Origin of the sequence: Pseudoalteromonas sp. C8 (assembly GCF_011378685.1) — a bacterium.
Lineage (GTDB): Bacteria > Pseudomonadota > Gammaproteobacteria > Enterobacterales > Alteromonadaceae > Pseudoalteromonas > Pseudoalteromonas arctica.
In genome coordinates this window covers 307,630-328,290 of record NZ_WTKT01000003.1, presented here as the reverse complement: position 1 = coordinate 328,290, position 20,661 = coordinate 307,630, and the positions used below count along the sequence as shown (strand labels likewise).

Annotated in this window: 18 protein-coding genes; 13 read left to right on the top strand and 5 right to left on the bottom strand. The window is 38.1% G+C overall.

The window, feature by feature from the left end; translation table 11 throughout:
* Nucleotides 1-195: 195 nt before the first annotated feature.
* The 3 genes from GQR39_RS05090 to GQR39_RS05080 all read left to right on the top strand — a co-directional run bounded on the left by GQR39_RS05090 (nt 196) and on the right by GQR39_RS05080 (nt 5,109).
* The gene (locus tag GQR39_RS05090) at nt 196-834 is read left to right on the top strand and encodes a CatA-like O-acetyltransferase (RefSeq protein ID WP_165734985.1); all 639 of its coding nucleotides are present in this window, start codon (nt 196-198) and stop codon (nt 832-834) included.
* 165 nt (nt 835-999) lie between these two features.
* Nucleotides 1,000-1,824, top strand: a complete 825-nt coding sequence (locus GQR39_RS05085) for a M90 family metallopeptidase (RefSeq protein WP_002961680.1) — start codon at nt 1,000-1,002, stop codon at nt 1,822-1,824.
* A gap of 105 nt (nt 1,825-1,929) precedes the next feature.
* Nucleotides 1,930-5,109, top strand: a complete 3,180-nt coding sequence (locus tag GQR39_RS05080) for an amidohydrolase family protein (protein WP_165734972.1) — start codon at nt 1,930-1,932, stop codon at nt 5,107-5,109.
* 197 nt (nt 5,110-5,306) lie between these two features.
* Here the strand turns inward: GQR39_RS05080 and GQR39_RS05075 are convergent, their stop codons facing one another.
* The gene (locus tag GQR39_RS05075; RefSeq protein WP_002961684.1) at nt 5,307-5,648 is read right to left on the bottom strand and encodes a hypothetical protein; all 342 of its coding nucleotides are present in this window, start codon (nt 5,646-5,648) and stop codon (nt 5,307-5,309) included.
* Between the two features lie 150 nt (nt 5,649-5,798).
* Here GQR39_RS05075 and GQR39_RS05070 point away from each other — a divergent pair, with 150 nt between their 5' ends.
* Nucleotides 5,799-6,551 carry a Nif3-like dinuclear metal center hexameric protein gene (locus GQR39_RS05070; RefSeq protein ID WP_165734971.1) on the top strand — a complete coding sequence of 251 codons (753 nt, stop codon included), beginning with the start codon at nt 5,799-5,801 and terminating at the stop codon, nt 6,549-6,551.
* 80 nt (nt 6,552-6,631) lie between these two features.
* Here GQR39_RS05070 and GQR39_RS05065 read toward each other — a convergent pair whose 3' ends face one another.
* From GQR39_RS05065 to GQR39_RS05055, 3 genes are all read right to left on the bottom strand, one after another.
* Nucleotides 6,632-7,396: a YdcF family protein gene (locus GQR39_RS05065; protein ID WP_165734970.1), complete on the bottom strand. Its 765-nt coding sequence runs from the start codon at nt 7,394-7,396 to the stop codon at nt 6,632-6,634.
* A gap of 54 nt (nt 7,397-7,450) precedes the next feature.
* Complete coding sequence (locus GQR39_RS05060) at nt 7,451-8,338, bottom strand: LysR family transcriptional regulator (RefSeq protein ID WP_002961689.1); 888 nt, start codon at nt 8,336-8,338, stop codon at nt 7,451-7,453.
* A 420-nt stretch (nt 8,339-8,758) separates the two neighbouring features.
* Nucleotides 8,759-11,128: a GGDEF domain-containing protein gene (locus tag GQR39_RS05055; protein ID WP_165734969.1), complete on the bottom strand. Its 2,370-nt coding sequence runs from the start codon at nt 11,126-11,128 to the stop codon at nt 8,759-8,761.
* 290 nt (nt 11,129-11,418) lie between these two features.
* Between GQR39_RS05055 and pyrC the strand changes: the two genes are divergently transcribed.
* The 9 genes from pyrC (at nt 11,419) to GQR39_RS05010 (ending at nt 20,310) form a co-directional block, all read left to right on the top strand.
* The gene (gene pyrC / locus GQR39_RS05050; RefSeq protein ID WP_024606980.1) at nt 11,419-12,471 is read left to right on the top strand and encodes a dihydroorotase; all 1,053 of its coding nucleotides are present in this window, start codon (nt 11,419-11,421) and stop codon (nt 12,469-12,471) included.
* 440 nt (nt 12,472-12,911) lie between these two features.
* On the top strand, nt 12,912-13,115 hold the full coding sequence (locus GQR39_RS05045; protein ID WP_002961702.1) for a cold-shock protein: 204 nt from the start codon (nt 12,912-12,914) through the stop codon (nt 13,113-13,115).
* A 1,117-nt stretch (nt 13,116-14,232) separates the two neighbouring features.
* Nucleotides 14,233-15,003: a DUF3450 domain-containing protein gene (locus tag GQR39_RS05040; RefSeq protein WP_024590812.1), complete on the top strand. Its 771-nt coding sequence runs from the start codon at nt 14,233-14,235 to the stop codon at nt 15,001-15,003.
* A gap of 6 nt (nt 15,004-15,009) precedes the next feature.
* Complete coding sequence (locus GQR39_RS05035; protein WP_007583865.1) at nt 15,010-16,374, top strand: MotA/TolQ/ExbB proton channel family protein; 1,365 nt, start codon at nt 15,010-15,012, stop codon at nt 16,372-16,374.
* Nucleotides 16,374-16,898: a MotA/TolQ/ExbB proton channel family protein gene (locus tag GQR39_RS05030; protein WP_002961709.1), complete on the top strand. Its 525-nt coding sequence runs from the start codon at nt 16,374-16,376 to the stop codon at nt 16,896-16,898. Before GQR39_RS05035 ends, GQR39_RS05030 begins: the two co-directional genes overlap by 1 nt.
* A gap of 14 nt (nt 16,899-16,912) precedes the next feature.
* Nucleotides 16,913-17,317: a biopolymer transporter ExbD gene (locus GQR39_RS05025; protein WP_007583867.1), complete on the top strand. Its 405-nt coding sequence runs from the start codon at nt 16,913-16,915 to the stop codon at nt 17,315-17,317.
* The gene (locus GQR39_RS05020; protein WP_007583869.1) at nt 17,317-17,934 is read left to right on the top strand and encodes an energy transducer TonB; all 618 of its coding nucleotides are present in this window, start codon (nt 17,317-17,319) and stop codon (nt 17,932-17,934) included. The genes GQR39_RS05025 and GQR39_RS05020 overlap by 1 nt, the downstream gene beginning before the upstream one ends.
* An 11-nt stretch (nt 17,935-17,945) precedes the next feature.
* Nucleotides 17,946-19,205, top strand: a complete 1,260-nt coding sequence (locus GQR39_RS05015) for a tetratricopeptide repeat protein (RefSeq protein ID WP_010553387.1) — start codon at nt 17,946-17,948, stop codon at nt 19,203-19,205.
* A gap of 61 nt (nt 19,206-19,266) precedes the next feature.
* Nucleotides 19,267-20,310 carry a hypothetical protein gene (locus GQR39_RS05010; protein ID WP_165734968.1) on the top strand — a complete coding sequence of 348 codons (1,044 nt, stop codon included), beginning with the start codon at nt 19,267-19,269 and terminating at the stop codon, nt 20,308-20,310.
* Between the two features lie 16 nt (nt 20,311-20,326).
* Here the strand turns inward: GQR39_RS05010 and GQR39_RS05005 are convergent, their stop codons facing one another.
* Nucleotides 20,327-20,653, bottom strand: coding sequence for a TraR/DksA C4-type zinc finger protein (locus GQR39_RS05005; protein WP_165734967.1), 327 nt, complete (start codon nt 20,651-20,653; stop codon nt 20,327-20,329).
* Between the last annotated feature and the right edge of the window lie 8 nt (nt 20,654-20,661).

The window sequence follows — 20,661 nt, the reverse complement described above, 5'->3', positions numbered from 1 at the left end:
TGGCATTAATGCTACGTTATAGCCCATTTATGGGGAATAACCACACTGCATAGACTCTGCCTTGCCTAAATACTAAACAGGCTGCTGCAAATTTAACCTTGAAAGATCAACAGACCCTAATGCAATTATTACTGAACAGCGGTACACTTTATTTTTAATATTGTGCGGCAAATTATGACTCCCTCAACTTCTCTCATGCAGCCTATCGATTTAGATAATTGGCCTAGAAAGCAACACTTTGAATTATTTAAACACTTTTCTCAGCCTTACTTTAATGTGTGTGTGCGTTTAGATGCTCAAGCACTTTACGACTATTGCAAAACCAATCAATTTTCTTTTTTTCAAGCGTATGTATATTGCACCTTAAAAGCGTGCCATGAGTACGATTCAATAATGCTACGTATTATAGATAGTAAGCCATGGTTACTTAATAGTGTTCGCGCAAGTGTGGTTGAGTTGTCTGAAAACGATACGTTTGTTTTTAGTTATTTTAACAGCACAGGCGAGTTTAAAGAGTTTGTAAATCATGCAAGTAACGTAAGCAAAAAAGCGAAATTACAGCCGTTATTTTCTGATGCATTTGCTCAAACAGAAGGGCAGGCTGATTTAATTCATATATCTGTTTTGCCGTGGCTGAATTTTAGTGCGTTTTCGCATGCATTTAGTGAAGGGCAGAGTTTAGGCATTCCTAAATTTGTATTTGGTCAGTTTGATAAACACACAGGCACAATGCCTTTAGCTATCGATGTACACCATTCATTAATGGATGGTTTGCACGTAGCGAAATTTATAAGCACATTGCAGGGTACATTTGATACCTTTTGCAAAAATTAACTTTAAACACATCAGTAACGGCAGTGCAAAGCAGTAAACAATTTATAAGTAATCTATAAGCAATGCGATGTGAATTACTTTATATTCAAATACATAACCTTGTATGCTTGAAAAGCACGTGTGCTGGACATATTTATATACCATACCTTAGCTCAGGAAATCCCCATGATAAATGGACTGTTAATTGTTGTTTTAATTCTTTTTGTGGTGATTTTCTGGCGTTGGCCATCAATTCAAAACCGATTATGGCGCAGTAAATATAAAGACTTTGCTTTAAATTCGCAGCAAAAAGATATTTTACTGCGTTGCATGCCCATCTATAAAAAAATGACCGACGCCGACAGAGAAAAATTAGAGCGACATATTACGTGGTTTTTAAACGAAAAACGCTTTGTCGGTTGTGATGGCTTAAGGCTAACGTCTGCAATGAAGTTAATTGTTGCCGCCGATGCGTGTGTATTAGTACTTAATAAACCGTGGCCGTTATATAGAAATGTAAAAGAAATTTTATTATATCCAAGTGCTTATTATGCTCCGCAATCAACTCGCGATAGTGCAGGACTTGTGAGTTACCATAATACGGTAAGACTAGGCGAGTCATGGCCTGGCGGCACACTCGTTTTAAGCTGGCATGATGTACTTGAGGGTAATCGTTTACCAAGCGATGGACATAACTTGGTATTTCATGAGTTTGCGCATCAACTCGATCAAGAAACAGGTAAAACAACGGGTACGCCCATTTTAAAAAGCTCAGCAGATTACAAAGAGTGGGGCAGGGTATTTAGCCGCGCCTTCACCCAGTTAAAAAGCCATGTTGCCTATAGCATGCCGCATGTTATTCACAGCTATGGTGCGACTAACGAAGCTGAGTTTTTTGCTGTACTCACCGAAACCTTCCTCGAAAAACCCGCAGAGCTGCGCCGATACGATCCTGAAATTTATAGTATGCTAGTTAATTACTATCAATTTGACCCTATTGTTTGGCATTAAACCTACATAAACCGCGCTTTATCATATAACGCTGGCAAGTTGCGTTTGTTTTTGTTGCAATCATGTGAAATAGTTTTTACTGCAACAATAACAAGCGAGAAACGCATGAAAAAAATGCTTCATACAGTATTGGCGCTGTCGGTGTCATTAGCGATAGGGCAGGTAAATGCCGCTGAAAAAGACGAACAAAAATGGCAAGTAGATTCACCTAAGGGGCAATTTGTTGACGCTGCAATTAGCGTTGAGCAGGGCACATGGATGAATATAGATATTAGCCCTGATGGTAAAACCGTGGTGTTTGACTTACTTGGCGATATTTACACTATGCCAATGAGTGGTGGTACAGCTACAAAGCTCACCTCTGATATTGCATGGCAAATGCAACCACGCTTTAGTCCTAACGGCAAAAGTATTGCGTTTACCTCCGATCAAGGTGGTGGCGATAACATTTGGATAATGGACTTAAATGGTGAAAATCAACACGCTGTTACCGATGAAACCTTTAGATTACTAAATAGTCCTGCATGGAGTCCTGATGGCGACTACTTAGTTGCGCGTAAACACTTTACAGCTAGCCGCTCATTGGGAGCAGGTGAAGTGTGGTTGTATCACAAAGCGGGTGGCAAGGGCGTACAGCTTACAAAACGCGAGAACGATCAAAAAGATTTAGGTGAGCCAATGTTTTCACCTGATGGTCGTTATGTATACTTTTCGCATGATGCAACACCCGGTAAAACCTTTCATTATTCAAAGGATTCTGTAGCGGGCATTTATAAAATTAAGCGCTACGACCGTGAAACGGGTGAAATTGAAACTGTAATCGATACGATGGGCGGTGCTATTAGGCCTACACCATCACCAGATGGTAAAAAGCTTGCTTATATAAAGCGTGATGACTTTCAAACTAGCTTGTATTTATATGACTTAACTAGCGGTGAGCACACTAAGCTTTACGATAAGCTTGAGCGAGATATGCAAGAAACATGGGCTATTCATGGTGTATACCCAACCATTGCATGGACCCCCGATAACGAAGAGTTAGTATTTTGGGCTGGTGGTACAATTCACAAGCTAGATGTTGCAGACAAATCCGTTAAAACCATTCCTTTTAAAGTGCAAACTACTAAAAAAATTCAAAAAGCGGTGCGCTTTACACAAAACTTAGATACTGATGAGTTTGATGTAAAAATGCTGCGTAATGTGCAAGTAAGCCCAGATGGCGAAACTGCAATTTTTGAAGCGCTTGGGCATATTTATAAACGTGATTTAGAGTCGGGTAAAATTAAGCGTTTAACAAAGCAAACTGATCATTACGAATTATTTCCACAGTACTCTCGCGATGGTAAAAAAATAGTTTACACCACATGGGATGATAACAAACAAGGGTCTGTAAGAGTGGTTTCTGCGCGCAGTGGTCGTGGCGATACAATTACTAAAGAGCCCGGGAAATATGTAGAGCCTGCGTTTAGTCCAGATGGGAAAACGGTTGTTTATCGAAAAGCCACGGGGGGCAGTATTTTAAACCCTAAATGGTCACTTAACCCTGGTATATATAGCGTAAGCGCAAAAGGCGGTAAAAGTGAGCTTATTTCAAAAAGTGGTTATCAACCACAATTTGGAGATGCAAACGATCGCGTTTTTATAATGAGTCCTTGGCCAAAACCAACGCTAAGTGTAGTTGAGCTTGAAAGTAAAAAAGTTCGTAAACTGTACGAGTCAGAACATGCGACAGAATTTAGAGTATCACCAGATGGGCAATATCTCGCTTTTGCTGAGCGATTTAAAGTATTTGTAACGCCGTTTGTTCAAAGTGGTAAAACAATTAATATTGGGCCTAAAGACAGTCAATTTCCAATAGAGCAGTTATCGGTACGTGCTGGTGAAAACATTAGCTGGAGTGCTAAGAGCAACAAACTTTATTGGACATTAGGGCCTGAGCTTTATCATGCAAGCCTTGAGGGGATGTTTGCTATTAACAAAGCCGAAGATGCCGACTTTAAAGTGAAAAGTGGCGATAATATCGGTTTCAGTAAAAAAATGGCAGAGCCTAAAGGTATGATTGCGCTCACTGGTGCAAAAATTATAACTATGGACGGCGAAAAGGTTATTGAAAATGGTGTAATTATCACTGATGGCAAGCATATTAAAGCAATTGGTACAGCCAGCGATATAAGCATTCCTAAAAGTGCTGAGGTTATTGATGTAACAGGTAAAACTATTATGCCTGGTATTGTTGATGCTCATGCACATGGCTCGCAAGCAAGTGACGAAATTATACCTCAGCAAAACTGGAAAAACTTTGCAGGTTTAGCGCTGGGTGTAACTACAATTCACGATCCATCAAACGATACCTCAGAAATATTTACCGCAAGCGAAATGCAAAAGGCAGGCATGATTGTTGGCCCGCGTATTTTCTCAACGGGTACTATTTTATATGGCGCAAATATGCCAGGTTATACGTCGCATATTGACTCGTTAGACGATGCTAAATTTCATTTAGAGCGCCTTAAAAAAGTAGGGGCGTTTAGTGTTAAATCGTATAACCAGCCACGCCGAGAGCAGCGCCAACAAGTTATTGAAGCAGGTCGGATGCTTGAAATGATGGTAGTACCAGAAGGCGGCTCATTATTACAACATAACTTAAGTATGATTGTAGATGGACACACAGGTATTGAGCATTCAATCCCTGTAGAGCACATATACGACGATATAAAGCAGTTATGGTCGCAAAGTGATGTTGGCTATACACCTACGCTTGTAGTGGCTTATGGTGGTATTTGGGGTGAAAATTACTGGTACGATAAAACTGATGTATGGAATCATCCGCGTTTAAGTAAATTTGTGCCTAAAAACCAATTATTACCGCGTTCTATGCGCCGCATTAAAGCGCCCGATCATCACTATAACCACTTTAATAACGCACGCGTTGCTGCTGAACTGCAAGACTTAGGTGTTTTGGTTAACTTAGGTGCACACGGTCAGCGTGAAGGATTAGGTGCACACTGGGAAATGTGGATGTTTGCACAAGGCGGAATGACGCCGCTTGAGGCTATACGTGCATCGACAATTGATCCGGCTAAGTATTTAGGGCTTGATAAAAACGTAGGATCACTTGAAGTTGGCAAGCTTGCTGATTTAATGGTTATTGATGGCGATCCGCTTAAAAATATTCGAGATTCGGATAAAGTAGATTACACCATGATCAATGGTCGATTATTCAATGCAGAGACAATGAGTGTAGTGGGTAAAAAAGAGCGCGAACCACTTTACTTCGAAAAGTTATAATTTATTTTGATCTTTTGAAAGCGGCTACATAGCCGCTTTTTTAGTCTTACTCAACTTATAAGGCTCTATTTTTTTGATTAAATGGTGCAATTAAGGTTGGAAGACGATAATTAATATAATTTTTAGATATTTTTTAGCAAATAACGCACATAAAAAAACCGCTTAACGCGGTTTCTTTTAAAAATCATAAATGTTGATTAAACAACACCGCGCGGTAAGCGACAGTCATGATCTTTACGAGCTAAAATTACAATCCAAAGTTCTTCCGCTGTGTAACCTTCTTCGTTTTCGGTAACAACAGTGAATGGCGCTTTTTTCTGTGCTTTAACAGGCGCAGCTGCTTTTGGTTTTTTCGTTTTAGTTGTTTTACCAGAGTTTAACTTTTTAGTAAGCTCTGCTACGTCAGCTAGGCGTAAATTTTTACCGCCATCAATGCTGTACCAACCAGGTTTAGTTGTGATTTCAGGTTTTTTACCATTGGCAGTTTCGTACGCTGCTTCAAAGGCAGATAACACTTCTGTTTTGTCTAGTTTGCTCATCAGAGACCCTATACGTTGTGAACACAGATAAAGAAGAGGTATTTATACCTATTTTAAAACAGTTTTTCAATTTTTTGCGATTTTCCTTCCATTTTAGGGCTATAAACGCCAAAATTTGCACAAAATTCAGTGCTAAGTAAGGTAAGTTATATGCAACGTAGAGAATTTAACCAACTCCTAAATGACATTTTAAAACCTCAATTAATTAAAGATTTTTGCCCAAATGGCTTACAAGTTGAAGGTAAAAACGAAATTAAAAAAATTGTGACGGGTGTAACCGCAAGTCAAGCATTAATAGATGCTGCCATTGAGCAACAAGCAGATGCTATTTTAGTTCATCATGGATTTTTTTGGAAAGGGGAATCCCAACCAATAACGGGAATGAAAAAGCGTCGTATAGGTGCGTTATTAGCACACGATATTAATTTATTTGGCTATCACTTACCACTCGATATTCATCCAGCAGTTGGCAATAACGCGCAACTTGCAAAGTTATTGGATATTGAAATTGAAACAGGGCTAGAGCCAACTTCAAATAGCGTAGCAATGAAAGGGCGTTTAAAAACACCATTAAGTGGTGAAGATTTTGCAGATAAAATTGCAAAAGTGCTAAATCGAACCCCGCTCACAAGCTTAGTACGTTCAACAAAAATTGAAACCATTGCACTGTGCACCGGTGGTGGGCAAGGATATATTGATTTAGCTGCAGAGCAAGGCATTGATGCTTATTTAACGGGTGAGGCATCGGAGCAGACAATTCATAGTTCTCGTGAGCAAAACATTGATTTTTTTGCTGCAGGGCATCATGCAACAGAGCGCTATGGTGTAAAAGCTCTGGGTGAGTTACTTGCTCAAGAGCATGGTTTTAATGTGACATTTATAGATATAGATAACCCAGTTTAACTAGGCTATCTATTAGTTAACCTGAACGCTTCTTGAGATTGATTTATTATCCAGAGTTCAAGTTAGTTAGACGAAATGAGTTACAGTGCCTCTGGATCTATCCAGCGGCGCAAACTTATCCATGTGTTTCCTACTACTTCGTGACTATATTGCGTAACCACAAGTAAGGCATGAGCATTGGGAATAAACTGTTTGCTCCATGGAAGTGCAGCAAAATTATGATAATCAGTGGCTGCGGTTATGACTTCAATACCTTGAGCATTAAATAAGTCTTTTGCGCGTGGCATGTGCAGTACAGATGTTACTAGTGCAACTTTAAAGTCGACTAATTTTGATGCCAGTAACTTAGCTTCTTCACCTGTATCCATTGCTTTTGGGTTTTGGGATATACGACTCTTATTAACGCCTAAACTAATTGCCGTTTGATACATAAGCCCGCTATTAGTGATATTTTGATAACCCCCGCCTGACACTATAAGCTCTGCATTAGGGTAGTGCTTTGCTAGCTTTACACCTTCTACTAAGCGCGTTAGTGCACAATTACCTAATTGATTATTAGCACTGAGTGCAGGGTTTGGGTTTATATCGCAACCTAGTACAACTATTTTGTCTATTTTTGGATGCTTTAGGGTATTAAATGCAAGCGACGCAGGTTCATTATTTTGGATAATTAAATTGGCGATAAAGGGTGTGCTCAATGCAAGTAATACAATTAAGCTTAAAGTAGATAAGAAGAGAGCTGATTTGCGGCCTTTAAATGCGAGTAGGAGCATCAGGCACGCAAATAAACCCAATAGAGGCAGTGGCATAAGTAAGCCACCAATCATTTTTTTAATAACAAACATAAGAGTTAAACGCTGTAGAGTTAATTACAGCGATATTACTCATTATATTGATGATTATCGACCGTTATTTAGCTTACACGTATTTAAAAAGTGACGATAAACAGGGTTATCTTTCATGTCTTTTTTCATCGCTAAATACATAGGACGAGTAAGGCCAAGAGCGCCCAAAGGAATTGATTTAATTAAGCCTTGGCTTTCATAAGGTGTAACTAGCCAATCAGGTAAAGCGGCAACGCCCATGCCGGCACTTACTAGTTGAAAAATAAGTAATCCTTGGTCAACCGTTTTTAACGTACCGTCAAAACGTGCATTTTGAATGAAATGCTTAAATATATCTTGGCGTTCACGCGGGATAGGGTATGAAATAATAGTTTCGTTTTTTAAATCAAGCGCTGTTACATACGCTTTTTTAGCAAGTTCATGATCCGGTGCCACAATAAGCTTCAATTTAAAATCAAATAAGTGCGCGTACTCTAATGTGTCGGGTTCACGTATGTCAGATGTTAAAACTAAATCGAGCTCATCGCTTAGTAAGTCAGGAATAGCGTCGTAACTAAAGCCGCGCTCGTAATCAATTTTTATATCAGGCCAAAAGTTATTAAATTCTTTAATAGTAGGCAATAACCAATGAAAACATGCATGGCATTCCACACTTAAACGCAGTTGAGAAATAGGCTGATTTAAGCTTTCTTTCAAACGGCATTTAGTCGCTTCCATTTTTGGTAATATTTCGTGAGCCAACTCAAGTAATAGCATTCCCTGAGGGGTAAAGCGGACTGGTTGAGTTTTACGCTCAAATAATTGGCAATCTAATTTATTCTCTAAATCTTTGATTTGATGAGATAAAGCAGACTGTGTCAAAAATAACTCTCGTGCCGTATTAACCAAAGATCCTGTTTCTTTTAGGGTTGCTATGGTTTTTAAATGTTTAATACCAATCATCTTTAAAAATTCTCATGGGAAAAGTGAGTTCAGCTCAGATTAACCACATAATACGCCTATATAAAAAACGTTTCAACGTCTAGATGGCTAAAAGCTTGCGATTTATTGTGGTTTATTGCAGTTTATTGCTATGAATCGCGAAAATGTTAGAATTAGTAACGATAAAAGTCATTCAAAAACTGGTTTGATGAGTTTTAGATGAGTTTGCTTCATGTTGTATTTTAAGTATATCGATTGCGGTGTGCTTCACCTCAGTGTGAATTTTGACCATGTAAATAACTGTGTGAGGTGGGGGGTTGTTGAATGGTTACTTTAGATTGTGGTTTAAAAACTAAGGTCGTTTTGCCCTTTAGCTTTAGTTTAGGTCAATGGATGAGTATATACATAATACTTAAGCCAGCGACCTACTCGCTGGCTTTTTTATAAGGGCTTATTAATAAGTAATATGGCTTCTTTGGCTGTGACCGGTTTTGACTTTAAAAAACCTTGGCCATAGTCGCACGCGGTGGATTGTAAAATGGCTAATTGTTCAAGTGTTTCTATCCCTTCAGCAACAACCTCAAGTTTTAATGATTGCGCAAGTGATAAAATGGCTTCAACAAGTGGATTGGTGGAATCTTGTAGGTGGTCAATAAAACTTTTATCTATTTTTAAAATATGAATAGGCAGTTGGTGCAAGTAGCCGAGTGCTGAATAACCCGTTCCAAAATCGTCAAGGCACAATTTTACTTTTAAAGGTGAAAGACCTTCTATTATTTGAGTGGCGAGTTCTAGATTTTCTATTAAGCCTGATTCGGTAATTTCTAAACATAAAGAACCCAGAGGTAATTGGTATTTATTATAAATAGAATGTATTTGCGCTACAAAATCGAGGCTTGCAAAATGCCGTGACGATACATTAACCGTTACTTTCAAAAAGCGATGACCTTGCTGGTGCCAATTAGAAATCTGCTGAGCGGCTAAATCAAGTAAATGTAAATCAAGATTTATAATTTGCCCTGTAGTTTCAGCTATCGGTATAAAGTCATTAGGTGGTACAAATCCTTTTTTAGGATGATGCCAGCGCACAAGTGCTTCAAAACCAATAACCTCACTTGTGGTAATTGTAAAAATTGGCTGAAAATAGAGTTCAAATTCGTTGTGTTCTATACCGTGTTGCAAGTCGTTTTCGATATCGGCATGGGTTTTAAGTTTTTTACGCATCGTGTTATTAAAAAACTTAACTTGTCCACGCCCGGTGGATTTTGCTTCATACATAGCAGCATCAGCTTGTTGCAGTAATATATAAGCTTGATCGTTTATGTTGTCGGTATAGGCAATACCAATACTAGTAGAGGCTTGAAGTAAGTGGCTATCTACATTAAGAGGTTTTGATAATGCGCTTTTAATTCGGTTTAAAGCTTCATTAACTTGGTTTTTATGTGTGATATTTTCCATAAAAATAGCAAATTCATCACCGCCTAAACGAGCAAATGTATCGGTGCTTCGTACTGTACTTTTAATTAAGTCGCATATTTTTATAAGAAAATGGTCTCCGACTTCATGCCCTAGCGAATCATTAATACTTTTAAAACGATCAAAATCTAGATACAGCAGGGCATGGCTAGTACTTTTTTTAGCACGCGTTAAACGTAAAATAGCATGCTTTATTCTCTCAATGAGTAATGAGCGGTTAGCAAGGCCGGTAAGCTCGTCATGCAATGCTTTATGCTCGAGCTCTTGTCGGGCTAGTTGTCTATCAATTGCCATACTTATTTGGCGACTTACGTAAGTTAGAAGAGCGCTGTCGTGTTCGTTGTATTGCAGTGTTTTATCGTAGCTTTGTACAACAATAACACCGCTTATACGATCACTTGTTTTAAATGGAACACCCAACCAAGACTCTGATTGTCTGCCTACCATTTTAAAATCACCGTTATCTATATGACTTTGAAAGGCATCTTTATTGAGTAATAAGGTTTGCTCTGTTTGCAGTAGGTAATATGAAGCAGTGTCTTTGAGCTGTTCTTTAGATATTTTTTGATGTGTTTTGGTGTTTATGCCTTCTTCGACTATATAAACAAGGTCAAGTATATCTACTTTTTTGTCATATAAAGCGATAAAAAAGTTATCAGCACGAAGTAAGTTATTGATAATTGAATGCAAGGCTTCAAAGAAGGTATCTAAGTCGTTAGCTTTGTAGGTTAGGTTGGCTATTTGTAATAAGCTATTTTCTAATTTTTGTGCGTTGTTAAGTTGCTCAACTGTTTTTTGTAAGTTATTTACCGTATTTACCTGGTTAATTTTAGCACTGAGTAAGTGGGCAACTGTTGTAAGAATTTCAAGGTGTGCGTTTGTAAAGTAGCCTTTAATAGGGTGCTCACAATCAATAACACCTAAAACTTGTTCTTTATATATAAGAGGGACGCATAGTTCTGATTGGGCAGGGCGCTCATCTGCGATATAACGGCTATCTTTTGTTACATCATCGATAATTACGGCTTTACCAGTAGTTGCAACAGCCCCAGTAATTCCTTCACTAAAACGTATTACTTTACGTTCGGCTTGATATTTGTCACGGGCGTGAGCAATACCCATCGAGGCAACTTGATTTAATGTATAAGCATTGTTATCGGCAAGGTAAATAACGCAATCAACAAATCCTAAACGGTTAACAACGTGCGTTGTAACATACTCAAATAGCTCGTCTAGTGTGTCTAGTTGCAATAAGCTTGATGAAAATTGATTGATAATACTCAGTTGATCAGTTTTTATCTCAAGTGCTCTTGAGGAATCATTTTTGTAAGACATAGGCAATTTATATTATTCTTTTTATTTTTAAATACGTAGCTAAGTTAACCTAATCTTGGATTTTGTACAAAATAAAGCGATGAGTGGTTTTAATTGGCTGTAAATTATTATGACGAATGACTTTAATTAATTGTAAGTAATAACAATAGCTAATCCCAATTGAATTGGAGTATTAAGCTTTAATTACACAACTCGGTAATGTCATTAGCATATGCATTATTTTTAATAAAATCTTTACTCGAAAACATCATATGCCTATGATCGGATAAATTCAGCCTTGGAATAAAGTAATGACAAGCAATAATACAAACTCTGTAACAACCCTTACTATCACTCGCCCAGATGACTGGCATGTACATTTACGTGATGGCGACCAGCTAAAGGATACTGTACGAGACATAAGCAGATACATGGGTCGCGCTATTATTATGCCAAACCTTGTTCCGCCGGCAACATGTACTGATACCGCTCTTTCTTATCGAGAACGTATTATGGCAGCAGGCCCACAAGGTGCCTTTGAGCCTTTAATGGTACTTTACCTTACTGATAAAACGACACCAGATGAAATAAAGAAAGCAAAAGCAACGGGTAAAATAGTAGCTGCAAAGCTGTATCCTGCTGGCGCTACAACCAATTCTGATTCGGGTGTTACATCAGTCAAAAATATTTACCCGGTTTTAAAAGCAATGCAAGAAGTAGGTATGTTGCTGTTAGTACACGGAGAAGTTACTGATTCATCAATTGATATTTTTGACCGTGAAAAAGTATTTTTAGAGACGATTTTAGGGGATGTGGTAAGTGACTTTCCTGAACTTAAAATTGTACTAGAGCATATTACAACTAAAGATGCAGTAGAGTTTGTAGTTAATGCACCTAGCAATGTAGCAGCAACAATTACAGCTCATCATTTACTTTATAATCGTAATCATATGTTAGCGGGTGGAATTCGCCCACATTATTACTGTTTGCCAATCCTCAAACGTAACATTCACCAGCAAGCATTAATGGCCGCAGCTATAAGTGGAAATAAAAAGTTTTTCTTAGGAACTGATTCGGCACCACATTATAAAGATAAAAAAGAAGCTGCTTGTGGTTGTGCTGGTGCATATACGGCCCATGCCGCTATTGAGTTATACGCTGAAGCATTCGAAGAAGCGGGAGCTTTGGACATGCTTGAAGGATTTGCAAGCCACTTTGGTCCTGACTTTTATGAGTTGCCGCGTAATGCCGATACAATAACATTACAAAGAAAACCATGGGACGTACCTGCAAGTTATACCCTAGGCGACTCTGAAGTTGTGCCTATAAAAGCAGAAGATACTATTGATTGGTCTGTTAAATAGTTAATATTCTATATTTAAACCAAAAGCCGCTTAATTTTTAAAGCGGCTTTTTTGTTTGTATTTTTGATGTTATTGAAGCGTTATTTGACAGTATTGCTGTTGTAGAGGGCTTTTATACGCGTTTATAGCAATATATATTACAATAATACTTTATAGTTTTCGCTTGGAAATTAGTCAGTTAAAGGCGATTTGAAACAAATTTATATTTTTAATAAATAATTCCCAATTAATAGAGCGAAAAAAAATATAATGTGTTAATCTTACCTTGCTTTGAGTTTTTATGTATTGAATTTACGGATATTGTGCTGCGTTTAAGGTTACCGGTTAGGTTATTACTTGTTCCTGTACTGTACCTCCATATTTTTGAGCATTGACTCAGGGAGGATATTGCCATAATAATATGGCTGAATTTTAATTATTGACTTACAGGAAAATTTAGTATGTCGGTTACTGGTAAAGTAAAGTTTTTCAACGAAGCTAAAGGCTTTGGTTTCATTGAACAAGAAAATGGTCCTGACGTGTTTGTACATTTCAGCGCAATCACTGGTTCTGGTTTTCGCACTCTTAGCGAAGGTCAAGCAGTGACATTCAGCATCAAACAAGGTCAAAAAGGCCCTGAAGCTGAGAACGTAGAAGCAGCATAATTTATTATGTGAACTCTAGTTCATCTTGGTGAAGCAGGTCTCTGTTTCACCATAATTCCTCTCTATGTACATAATTAATAAAATCCTTCTTTTTAAATCCTTGAACACAAATTTCATATATTCATATATTTTTAAATCTTCTATTTTAATACAAACCCAAAATTCAATTATCTGAATAACTTATACAATCGAACCACTTTCTATCGCATTTAAAACATCCCTTACAATTTATCCAACTGATCTGATACTTATATACATAAAAATGATGCCAAATAACAATCTGTGTAAATTTTAGTGTAAGTCTTGCTAGTGCAATCAGGTTGAAGTTTTGTACTTTAACTATAAATGGGCAAGGGAACCTCTATAGACCTCTGATAGCTTATTATGGAAGCGTTGGGCATCATTTATAGTCCATTATTATTAAAGTTGAGCAGCTTTTTGTGATTAACTTTGTTACTAAATAAATTTAACTGTTAAATAGTATTAATGAGCACTCTAAAGCGGTAAATGTAACTCGTCTAATTATCGAAAGCTATTTGGCTATTTCAGGCCTTGCTAAAAGGAACTTATTATTAAGATTATTATTACTATTTATGGGAAACACGTTTTATAAATGGCTTTAGGCAGTGCGTGCATAAAGCAAGGTGGGCGGTATTGTAGATTATCCAGTGTTGTTTTTTTGTGCGACAAATGGTTTGTTTTTTCAGATGAAGTGTTATTGGGGAGATAAAATGTGCTGAAATCGTTTAAAAAATAACTTTTGTTATATCTATCTATATTTTTTTTTGTTTTTTTTCAGTGCGAATTCAGCTTTGGCTAAATGTTGCAATAATGTTGTTTTATGTCAGTACAATGCGAATAAATACACCCCTCAAAAGGCTTTAATCGAAATATTAAGCAAAAGCTTGGTTGCAATAATGTTAACAGTTGTGTGCTGGTACTTTTGTTTAAGCATTAACTTAGCTATTTATTTGCAGAGATTAGTAAACATCAAGTTGACAGCGCTAATTGCATTTAGCATTATTGGAAGGTTGATATCTATTAAAAGATATCAGGGTTGTTCTCTTCGGAGGATAATTAAATTATAAAAGTAACATTACTTAATTGGTTGGGAACTATGTCTGTTAAAATCAGAAAGAGTCTTGTAGCAACTGCGTTGGTTGGCGCATTTGCATTTGCAAGCAGCAATGTGATTGCAGATCCTTTGAATGACGTGCAAAAAGCAGGTCAACAAATTCAAAAGGCTGCGGTTAAGTCTCAAACTAAAATTGACAATGTATATGGTCAAACTCAGGAGCTAATCGCTGAGTACCGTAGCGTTGTTGATGAGACTGAACTTATGAAAGTGTATAACGATCACGTGTCGCGCTTGGTTGATAGCCAAAACGCGTCTATTGAATCGTTTGATCGTCAAATCGCTACGATTGATAACACGAAACAAAACGTTGTGCCTTTGATGTATCGCATGATCGATACGCTTGAGCAATTCATCAAAGCGGACGTTCCATTTAATCTAGAGACGCGTTTAGGACGTGTTGAAAGACTACGTGAAATCATGGTTTCTGCGTCTGTAACGACGTCTGAAAAATTCCGTCAAGTACTTGAAGCTTACACTATTGAAACAGCATACAGCTCACTTGTATCTGCTTCACAAGGTACACTAGAAGTTGATGGCAAAAGTATTAACGTTGATATCGGTCAGTTAGGTCGTATTACTTACGTTGCTCAGTCTTTTGACTTGAAACATGCTTGGGTGTGGGATAACAACACTAAACAGTGGAAAGAATTAGGTGAAGAATACCTAAAACCTGTTAAAGAAGTTATTCGTATGGCGCGTAAGCAAGCGACATTAGAACTTGTTAAACTACCTATCTTTGGCGCGGAGTAATCAATAATGAAGAAACTATTTAAAGGTTTTGCTGTTGCCGCAGTACTAACTGTTTCTGCAGGTACCGCGTTAAATGCACATGCAAATACTGGAGCTCTAGATAAAATACTTGAGCAAGTAAAGCAAGAGCGTATCTCTGAAGGTAAAATCGATAAGAAACGTGAACAAGAGTTCTTATCAGATCGTGCTGACAAGCAATCTTTACTTAATAAAGCTAAAAGCCAACTTGCTTCTGAGAAGTCTCGTGGTGAAAGCTTAACTAAGCAATATGCACAAAATGAAAACACGTTAGCTGAAAAAGAAGCTGCTCTTCAAAGTGCTCAAGGTACTTTGGGTGAGATGTTTGGTGTTGTACGTCGTGCAGCTCAAGACGCTATCGGTTCTATCGAAGCATCACTAGTTAGTGCTGAGAAACCTGGCCGTGCAGAAATCTTACGTTCATTAGCTGCTGCTAAAGAACTTCCAACTGTTCGTGAACTTGAAGAGCTTTGGATTTCACTTCAAACAGAAATGACTGAATCAGCTAAAGTTTCAACTTTTGAAACTGAAGTTGCTGGTCTTGACGGTAACCCGTCAATGAAGAAAGTAACGCGTATCGGTAACTTTAACTTAGTTACAGACGATGGTTACTTAATTTATTCACCAGAAACTAAGTCTATTCAGCCTCTAGGTAAACAGCCTGATAGCTATATCTTAGACGGTATCACTGATCTTGAAAATACATCACCAGATAACTACGCTGGTGTTTATATCGATCCGACTCGTGGTGCTATCTTACGTATCAACACTCAAAAAGCGACACTTATGGAATACTTCCATCAAGGTGGCGTAGTTGGTTATATCATTACAGCTTTACTAGCTTTAGGTATGCTAATTACTCTAATTCGCTTTGTTGACCTTACACTTACTACTAGTAAGATTAAGAGCCAGCTTAAAAATGTTGCTACACCGAATACAAATAACCCACTGGGTCGTATTCTTAAAGTGTACCATGACAACAAGAACCAAGATGTTGAAAACCTTGAGCTTAAACTTGATGAAGCGATTCTACGTGAAACGCCGCGCATCGAAGCTGGTATCAACATAATTAAGATTCTTGCTGCAATCGCACCATTACTAGGTCTACTAGGTACAGTAATCGGTATGATCTTAACGTTCCAAACAATCACATTGTTCGGTACGGGTGATCCGAAGATCATGGCAGGTAACATCTCTCTAGCACTTGTAACTACAGCGCTAGGTCTAATTGCTGCATTACCACTAATTCTACTTCATGCTCTTGTAGCTGGTCGTAGTAAGTCGGTATTACACATCCTTGATGAGCAAAGCGCGGGTATCGTTGCTACTCACGCGGAGAAGGAGAAAGCCTAATGCTAGTCCTGATGGAGATATGGGAATCTATCAGGGATTTTGTTGGCACAGGCGGCCAGGTTTTATACGTGGTCGCGATAGCACTCTTTCTGATGTGGGTTTTAATGATTGAGCGCTATTGGTTTCTACTTGCAGAGTTTCCTCGCACAGCGAAAGAAATTGTAGCAAAGTGGGATGCCCGCCAAGACACTACGTCTTGGTACGCACACAGAATCCGTGAAGCATGGATTTCTGAAGCGTCTGAAAAATTAGATCAGCGTATGTTGTTGATTAAGACATTAGTAGCTGTTTGTCCTTTAATAGGCTTACTTGGTACTGTTACTGGTATGATCTCGGTTTTTGAAACCATGGCCAACCAGGGTACGGGTAATGCACGCTTAATGGCATCAGGTATTTCAATGGCAACAATCCCAACAATGGCTGGAATGGTTGCGGCACTATCTGGAGTATTTTTTAGCTCACGTCTTGAGACAAAAGCTAAAATGGTGAAAGCCAAACTTATTGATAGTATGCCTCATCACTAGAGAGAGAATTAAATATGGCACGTAAACAACGTTTTCGTGAAGAAGAAGAAGCAGCGGTTGATATGACGCCAATGCTTGACATCGTATTTATCATGCTTATTTTCTTTATCGTAACTACATCGTTCGTTAAAGAGGCTGGTATCGAGGTCAATAAACCAAAAGCTGCCCAAGCTACTAAGCAAAAAAATGCTAACATTTTTATTGCTATTCGTAGTAACGGCGAAATCTGGGTTGATAAACAACAAATTGATGTTGAACGTATTTCAGCAAAAATCGAAAGTTTATTAGCAGAACAACCTACTGAAGTTGTGATTATACAAGCTGATAAAGAAGCTAAACACGGCACAGTGGTTAAAGTTATGGACCAGATTAAAGCGACGGGTGACAACCTTAGAATTTCAATAGCTGGAGATCAGTAATGATTCGTTTTCTGTTTTCACTGATTGCAGGTGGGGCAGTTACTTTCGGCTTGTTCTACTTCATGGCCTTCCTCATCTCTGGTGGGGCTGACCGTAATACGGAACAAAAAGAGCAGATCATAGTCGAAATAATGACGAATCCGCCTGAATCTAAGGTGCAGGAGAGGAAGCGTGTACCGCCTCCTCCTCCACCACCGCCAAAGCAGCCGCCTAAACCGCAGCCGCCACAGCCGGAAAATAATAATCCAAACCCTGGTGCTATGTCATTTAACATGGGTAGCATTGATGTTGGTAGTTCAGCTGGTGGACTAAGTGGTCCTGGTGCATTTGGACGAGATGGTGATGCGACACCTATCGTTCGTATAGAACCAAAATATCCAACGCAAGCAGCACGTGATGGCAAAGAAGGTTGGGTACAACTTTCATTCACAATTGATGAGTTAGGTGGAGTAACTGACGTTGAAGTAATTGACGCAGATCCAAAACGTATCTTTGACCGTGAAGCTAAACGAGCACTGCGTAAGTGGAAGTACCGTCCTAAGATCATTGACGGAAAACCACAGAAACAACCAGGTTTACAAGTTCAATTAGACTTTAAACTTAACCAAGGCAACTAAGGAGGCGAGTAATGAGAAATTTTTCTAAAGTAACTGCTCTTGCGATTCTTATGTCTGTGTCGGGTGCTACTTTAAGTGCATCTGTTTTAGCAGCGCCAGATTACGCAAAGATTGAAGAGCGTAAAAAAGCAAAAACTAAAATCATGGGCGAGCGTACTGGTAAAAAGGTAATTAAAGCATTTGACTTGTACAACGAAGAAAAAGTTGATGAAGCAATTGTTTTGCTTAGAGAGATTGAACCTTCGAATGACTTTGATAAAGCGACCGTAAATCGTTACTTAGGTAGCATGTACGCTCAAAAAGAAAAGTATGACGAAGCGATTAAGTACTCTAAGCAAGCAGTTGCCCCTGATGTTTTAAACTTTGCTGATCAAGAACAAACTCTAAAGCTGTTAGGTGATTTATACGCTGGCACAGAAAAGTATCAAGAAGCCAAAAAAGCTTATGTTACTTGGATGGATTTTACCGGTGAAGAAGATCCTACGGTTTACACGCGTATTGCCCAAGCTAACTATCAGTTAGAGCAATTTCGTGATGTTTTTGAACCAGCAGATAAGGCAATTAAACTTCAAAAAGAACCTAATAAAGGTCCTTACCAATTAAAACTGGGTGCATACTTTGAACTTAAAGATTATGCAAACATGGTTAAGATTGGCGAAGAGATTGTTCGTGTATGGCCTGATGATAAAAAAGCTTGGGTTAGCTTAGGTAAATATTACCTACAAACCGAAGACTATCAAAAAGGTTTAGCAACGATGGAAGTTGCTTACAAGAACGGTTACTTTGAAAATGAAGTTGAGTATAAAGTCTTATCTAACTTTTACTCTCTAAACGAGATCCCTTTTAGAGCAGCTGTAACGCTAGAAAAGGCCGTTAAGAGTGAAAAAGTAAAACGTACAAAGCAGAATGTTAGCGCGATTGCTAGTAACTATCATCGCTCTAAGGATCTAGAAAAAGCTGCTAAGTACTACGAAGAAGCTGCTAAATTTGATGACGACGCTGAACTTTACCGTAAAGCTGGTTCATTACTTTTACAATCTGAAAAATTCAGTGCTGCTGTTGTTCGTTTGAACAAAGCATTAGAGCTTGGCTCTGACAAAAAAGGTACTATTTATTCAGATTTAGCTGAAGCGTATTACTATCAAGGTAAGTATAAGCAAGCATATGCTGCAATTACTAAAGCTATGGATGACCCTCGCACACGTAAGTTTGCAAAAGGTTGGTCTACATATATTAAAGATAAAGCCGCTCGCAACGGTGTTAAAATTTAATTTTAATTAGCTAAAGCAACTTATAAAAAGCCCCTCTGGGGCTTTTTTTATTGGAACTACTATGTATAAAAAGCTCTCTTTTTCATTACTACTGTGCTTATTTTTAGCTGCATGTTCAAAGCAGCCTCAACCTTATGAGTCATTTGAAGACGCACAAGTTGCTTTAAAAACTTTAAACATGGCACTTGTACAACCAGACGCTAAAAAAATCGATAGGATTACTAAAGAGCAATTGGTCTTTTCTGATGCGTATTTAGTTAAACGTCATACTATTTATCAGAACCTAATGGGTATGGAGCTTAATCTCAATCAAATTGCACAAGTAAACTACTTGGTTATTGCAGAGCGCTTTCCTGAGCGCTATTTTAATTGGCCGGCTCAAGTAGACGTATTAAAAAACATGCTTGCTTTTGAGGGTTCAAAAAGTACGCCGGATAATATTATTACTTGGCTTAAGTTAACCCAAGATACGCTAGACAGTGCTAAACAAAGCAATTTAAAGCTGAATAAAATTGAGCTCACACTACTACAAAGCTATGTATTGATTGCGATAGGTAGTAATGACGTTCAACCAGCGCTTAAGAGTCATATAAGAGCTTTTAGCGATTATTTAGCTAGTTACAAGCCTAGAGGTAGTGTTGGTCTGAGAGGCCTGCCAAATGGGTCACAGTGGTATCAGAGCAAACTAAATTACTTTAGTGGCGAAGTACATTCACCGCTAGAGTGGGTTACTATTTTAAATGAAAATATAAAAGTATTAGATCGTGTTGCATTCGACAGTAAATTGTCTATTTCTCATAAAAAATCGTTTTTAGTGCAGTATCTATCGAATGAAAAATTAATTGAAGGGCTTGATTGGCAGGCTGATTATCAAGACTTACCTGCAATGGCGAGCAATATGAACATGTCTGATAAAGATAAAACATTGATGCTTGCAATGATGGAATCAGATATTGGCATTCATTACCATGCGTGGACTTTGCCACAGGCAAAGGTGAATCTTATGAAACGCTTAGAAATCACCCAAGAAGAGGCTCAATATTTAGTTGAAGATATAATACTCTACCCAGGGCAATCATTTAGCTTTATACAACACATTATATAATGATTTGAAAGTGCGCTTATTGTGCGCACTTTGTACACCGTTGAGTTGCGGGGTCTAGTTCAAGTGATTTGGCTGGTATTTTTTCTTCACAGTCGCAGCAGTAGCCATATTGCCCAATTTCTATTTGGCTGACCGCCGCTTCTAATTTGATCATGCGACTGATCAAAAACGCATACTCAGGACCTAGCTTCTCTGCTGCACAGTCTAACCATTCATTGTTTGCTGTATTATCTAAAATTTGTATTAAATGCTGATGTGTAGGGTAGGCTGATTTAGAAAGCATAGTTAATATATTTAATTTAATTTGTGCTATTTCATCGTTTAGTCTTTTTTGATGATGCATTATCAGTA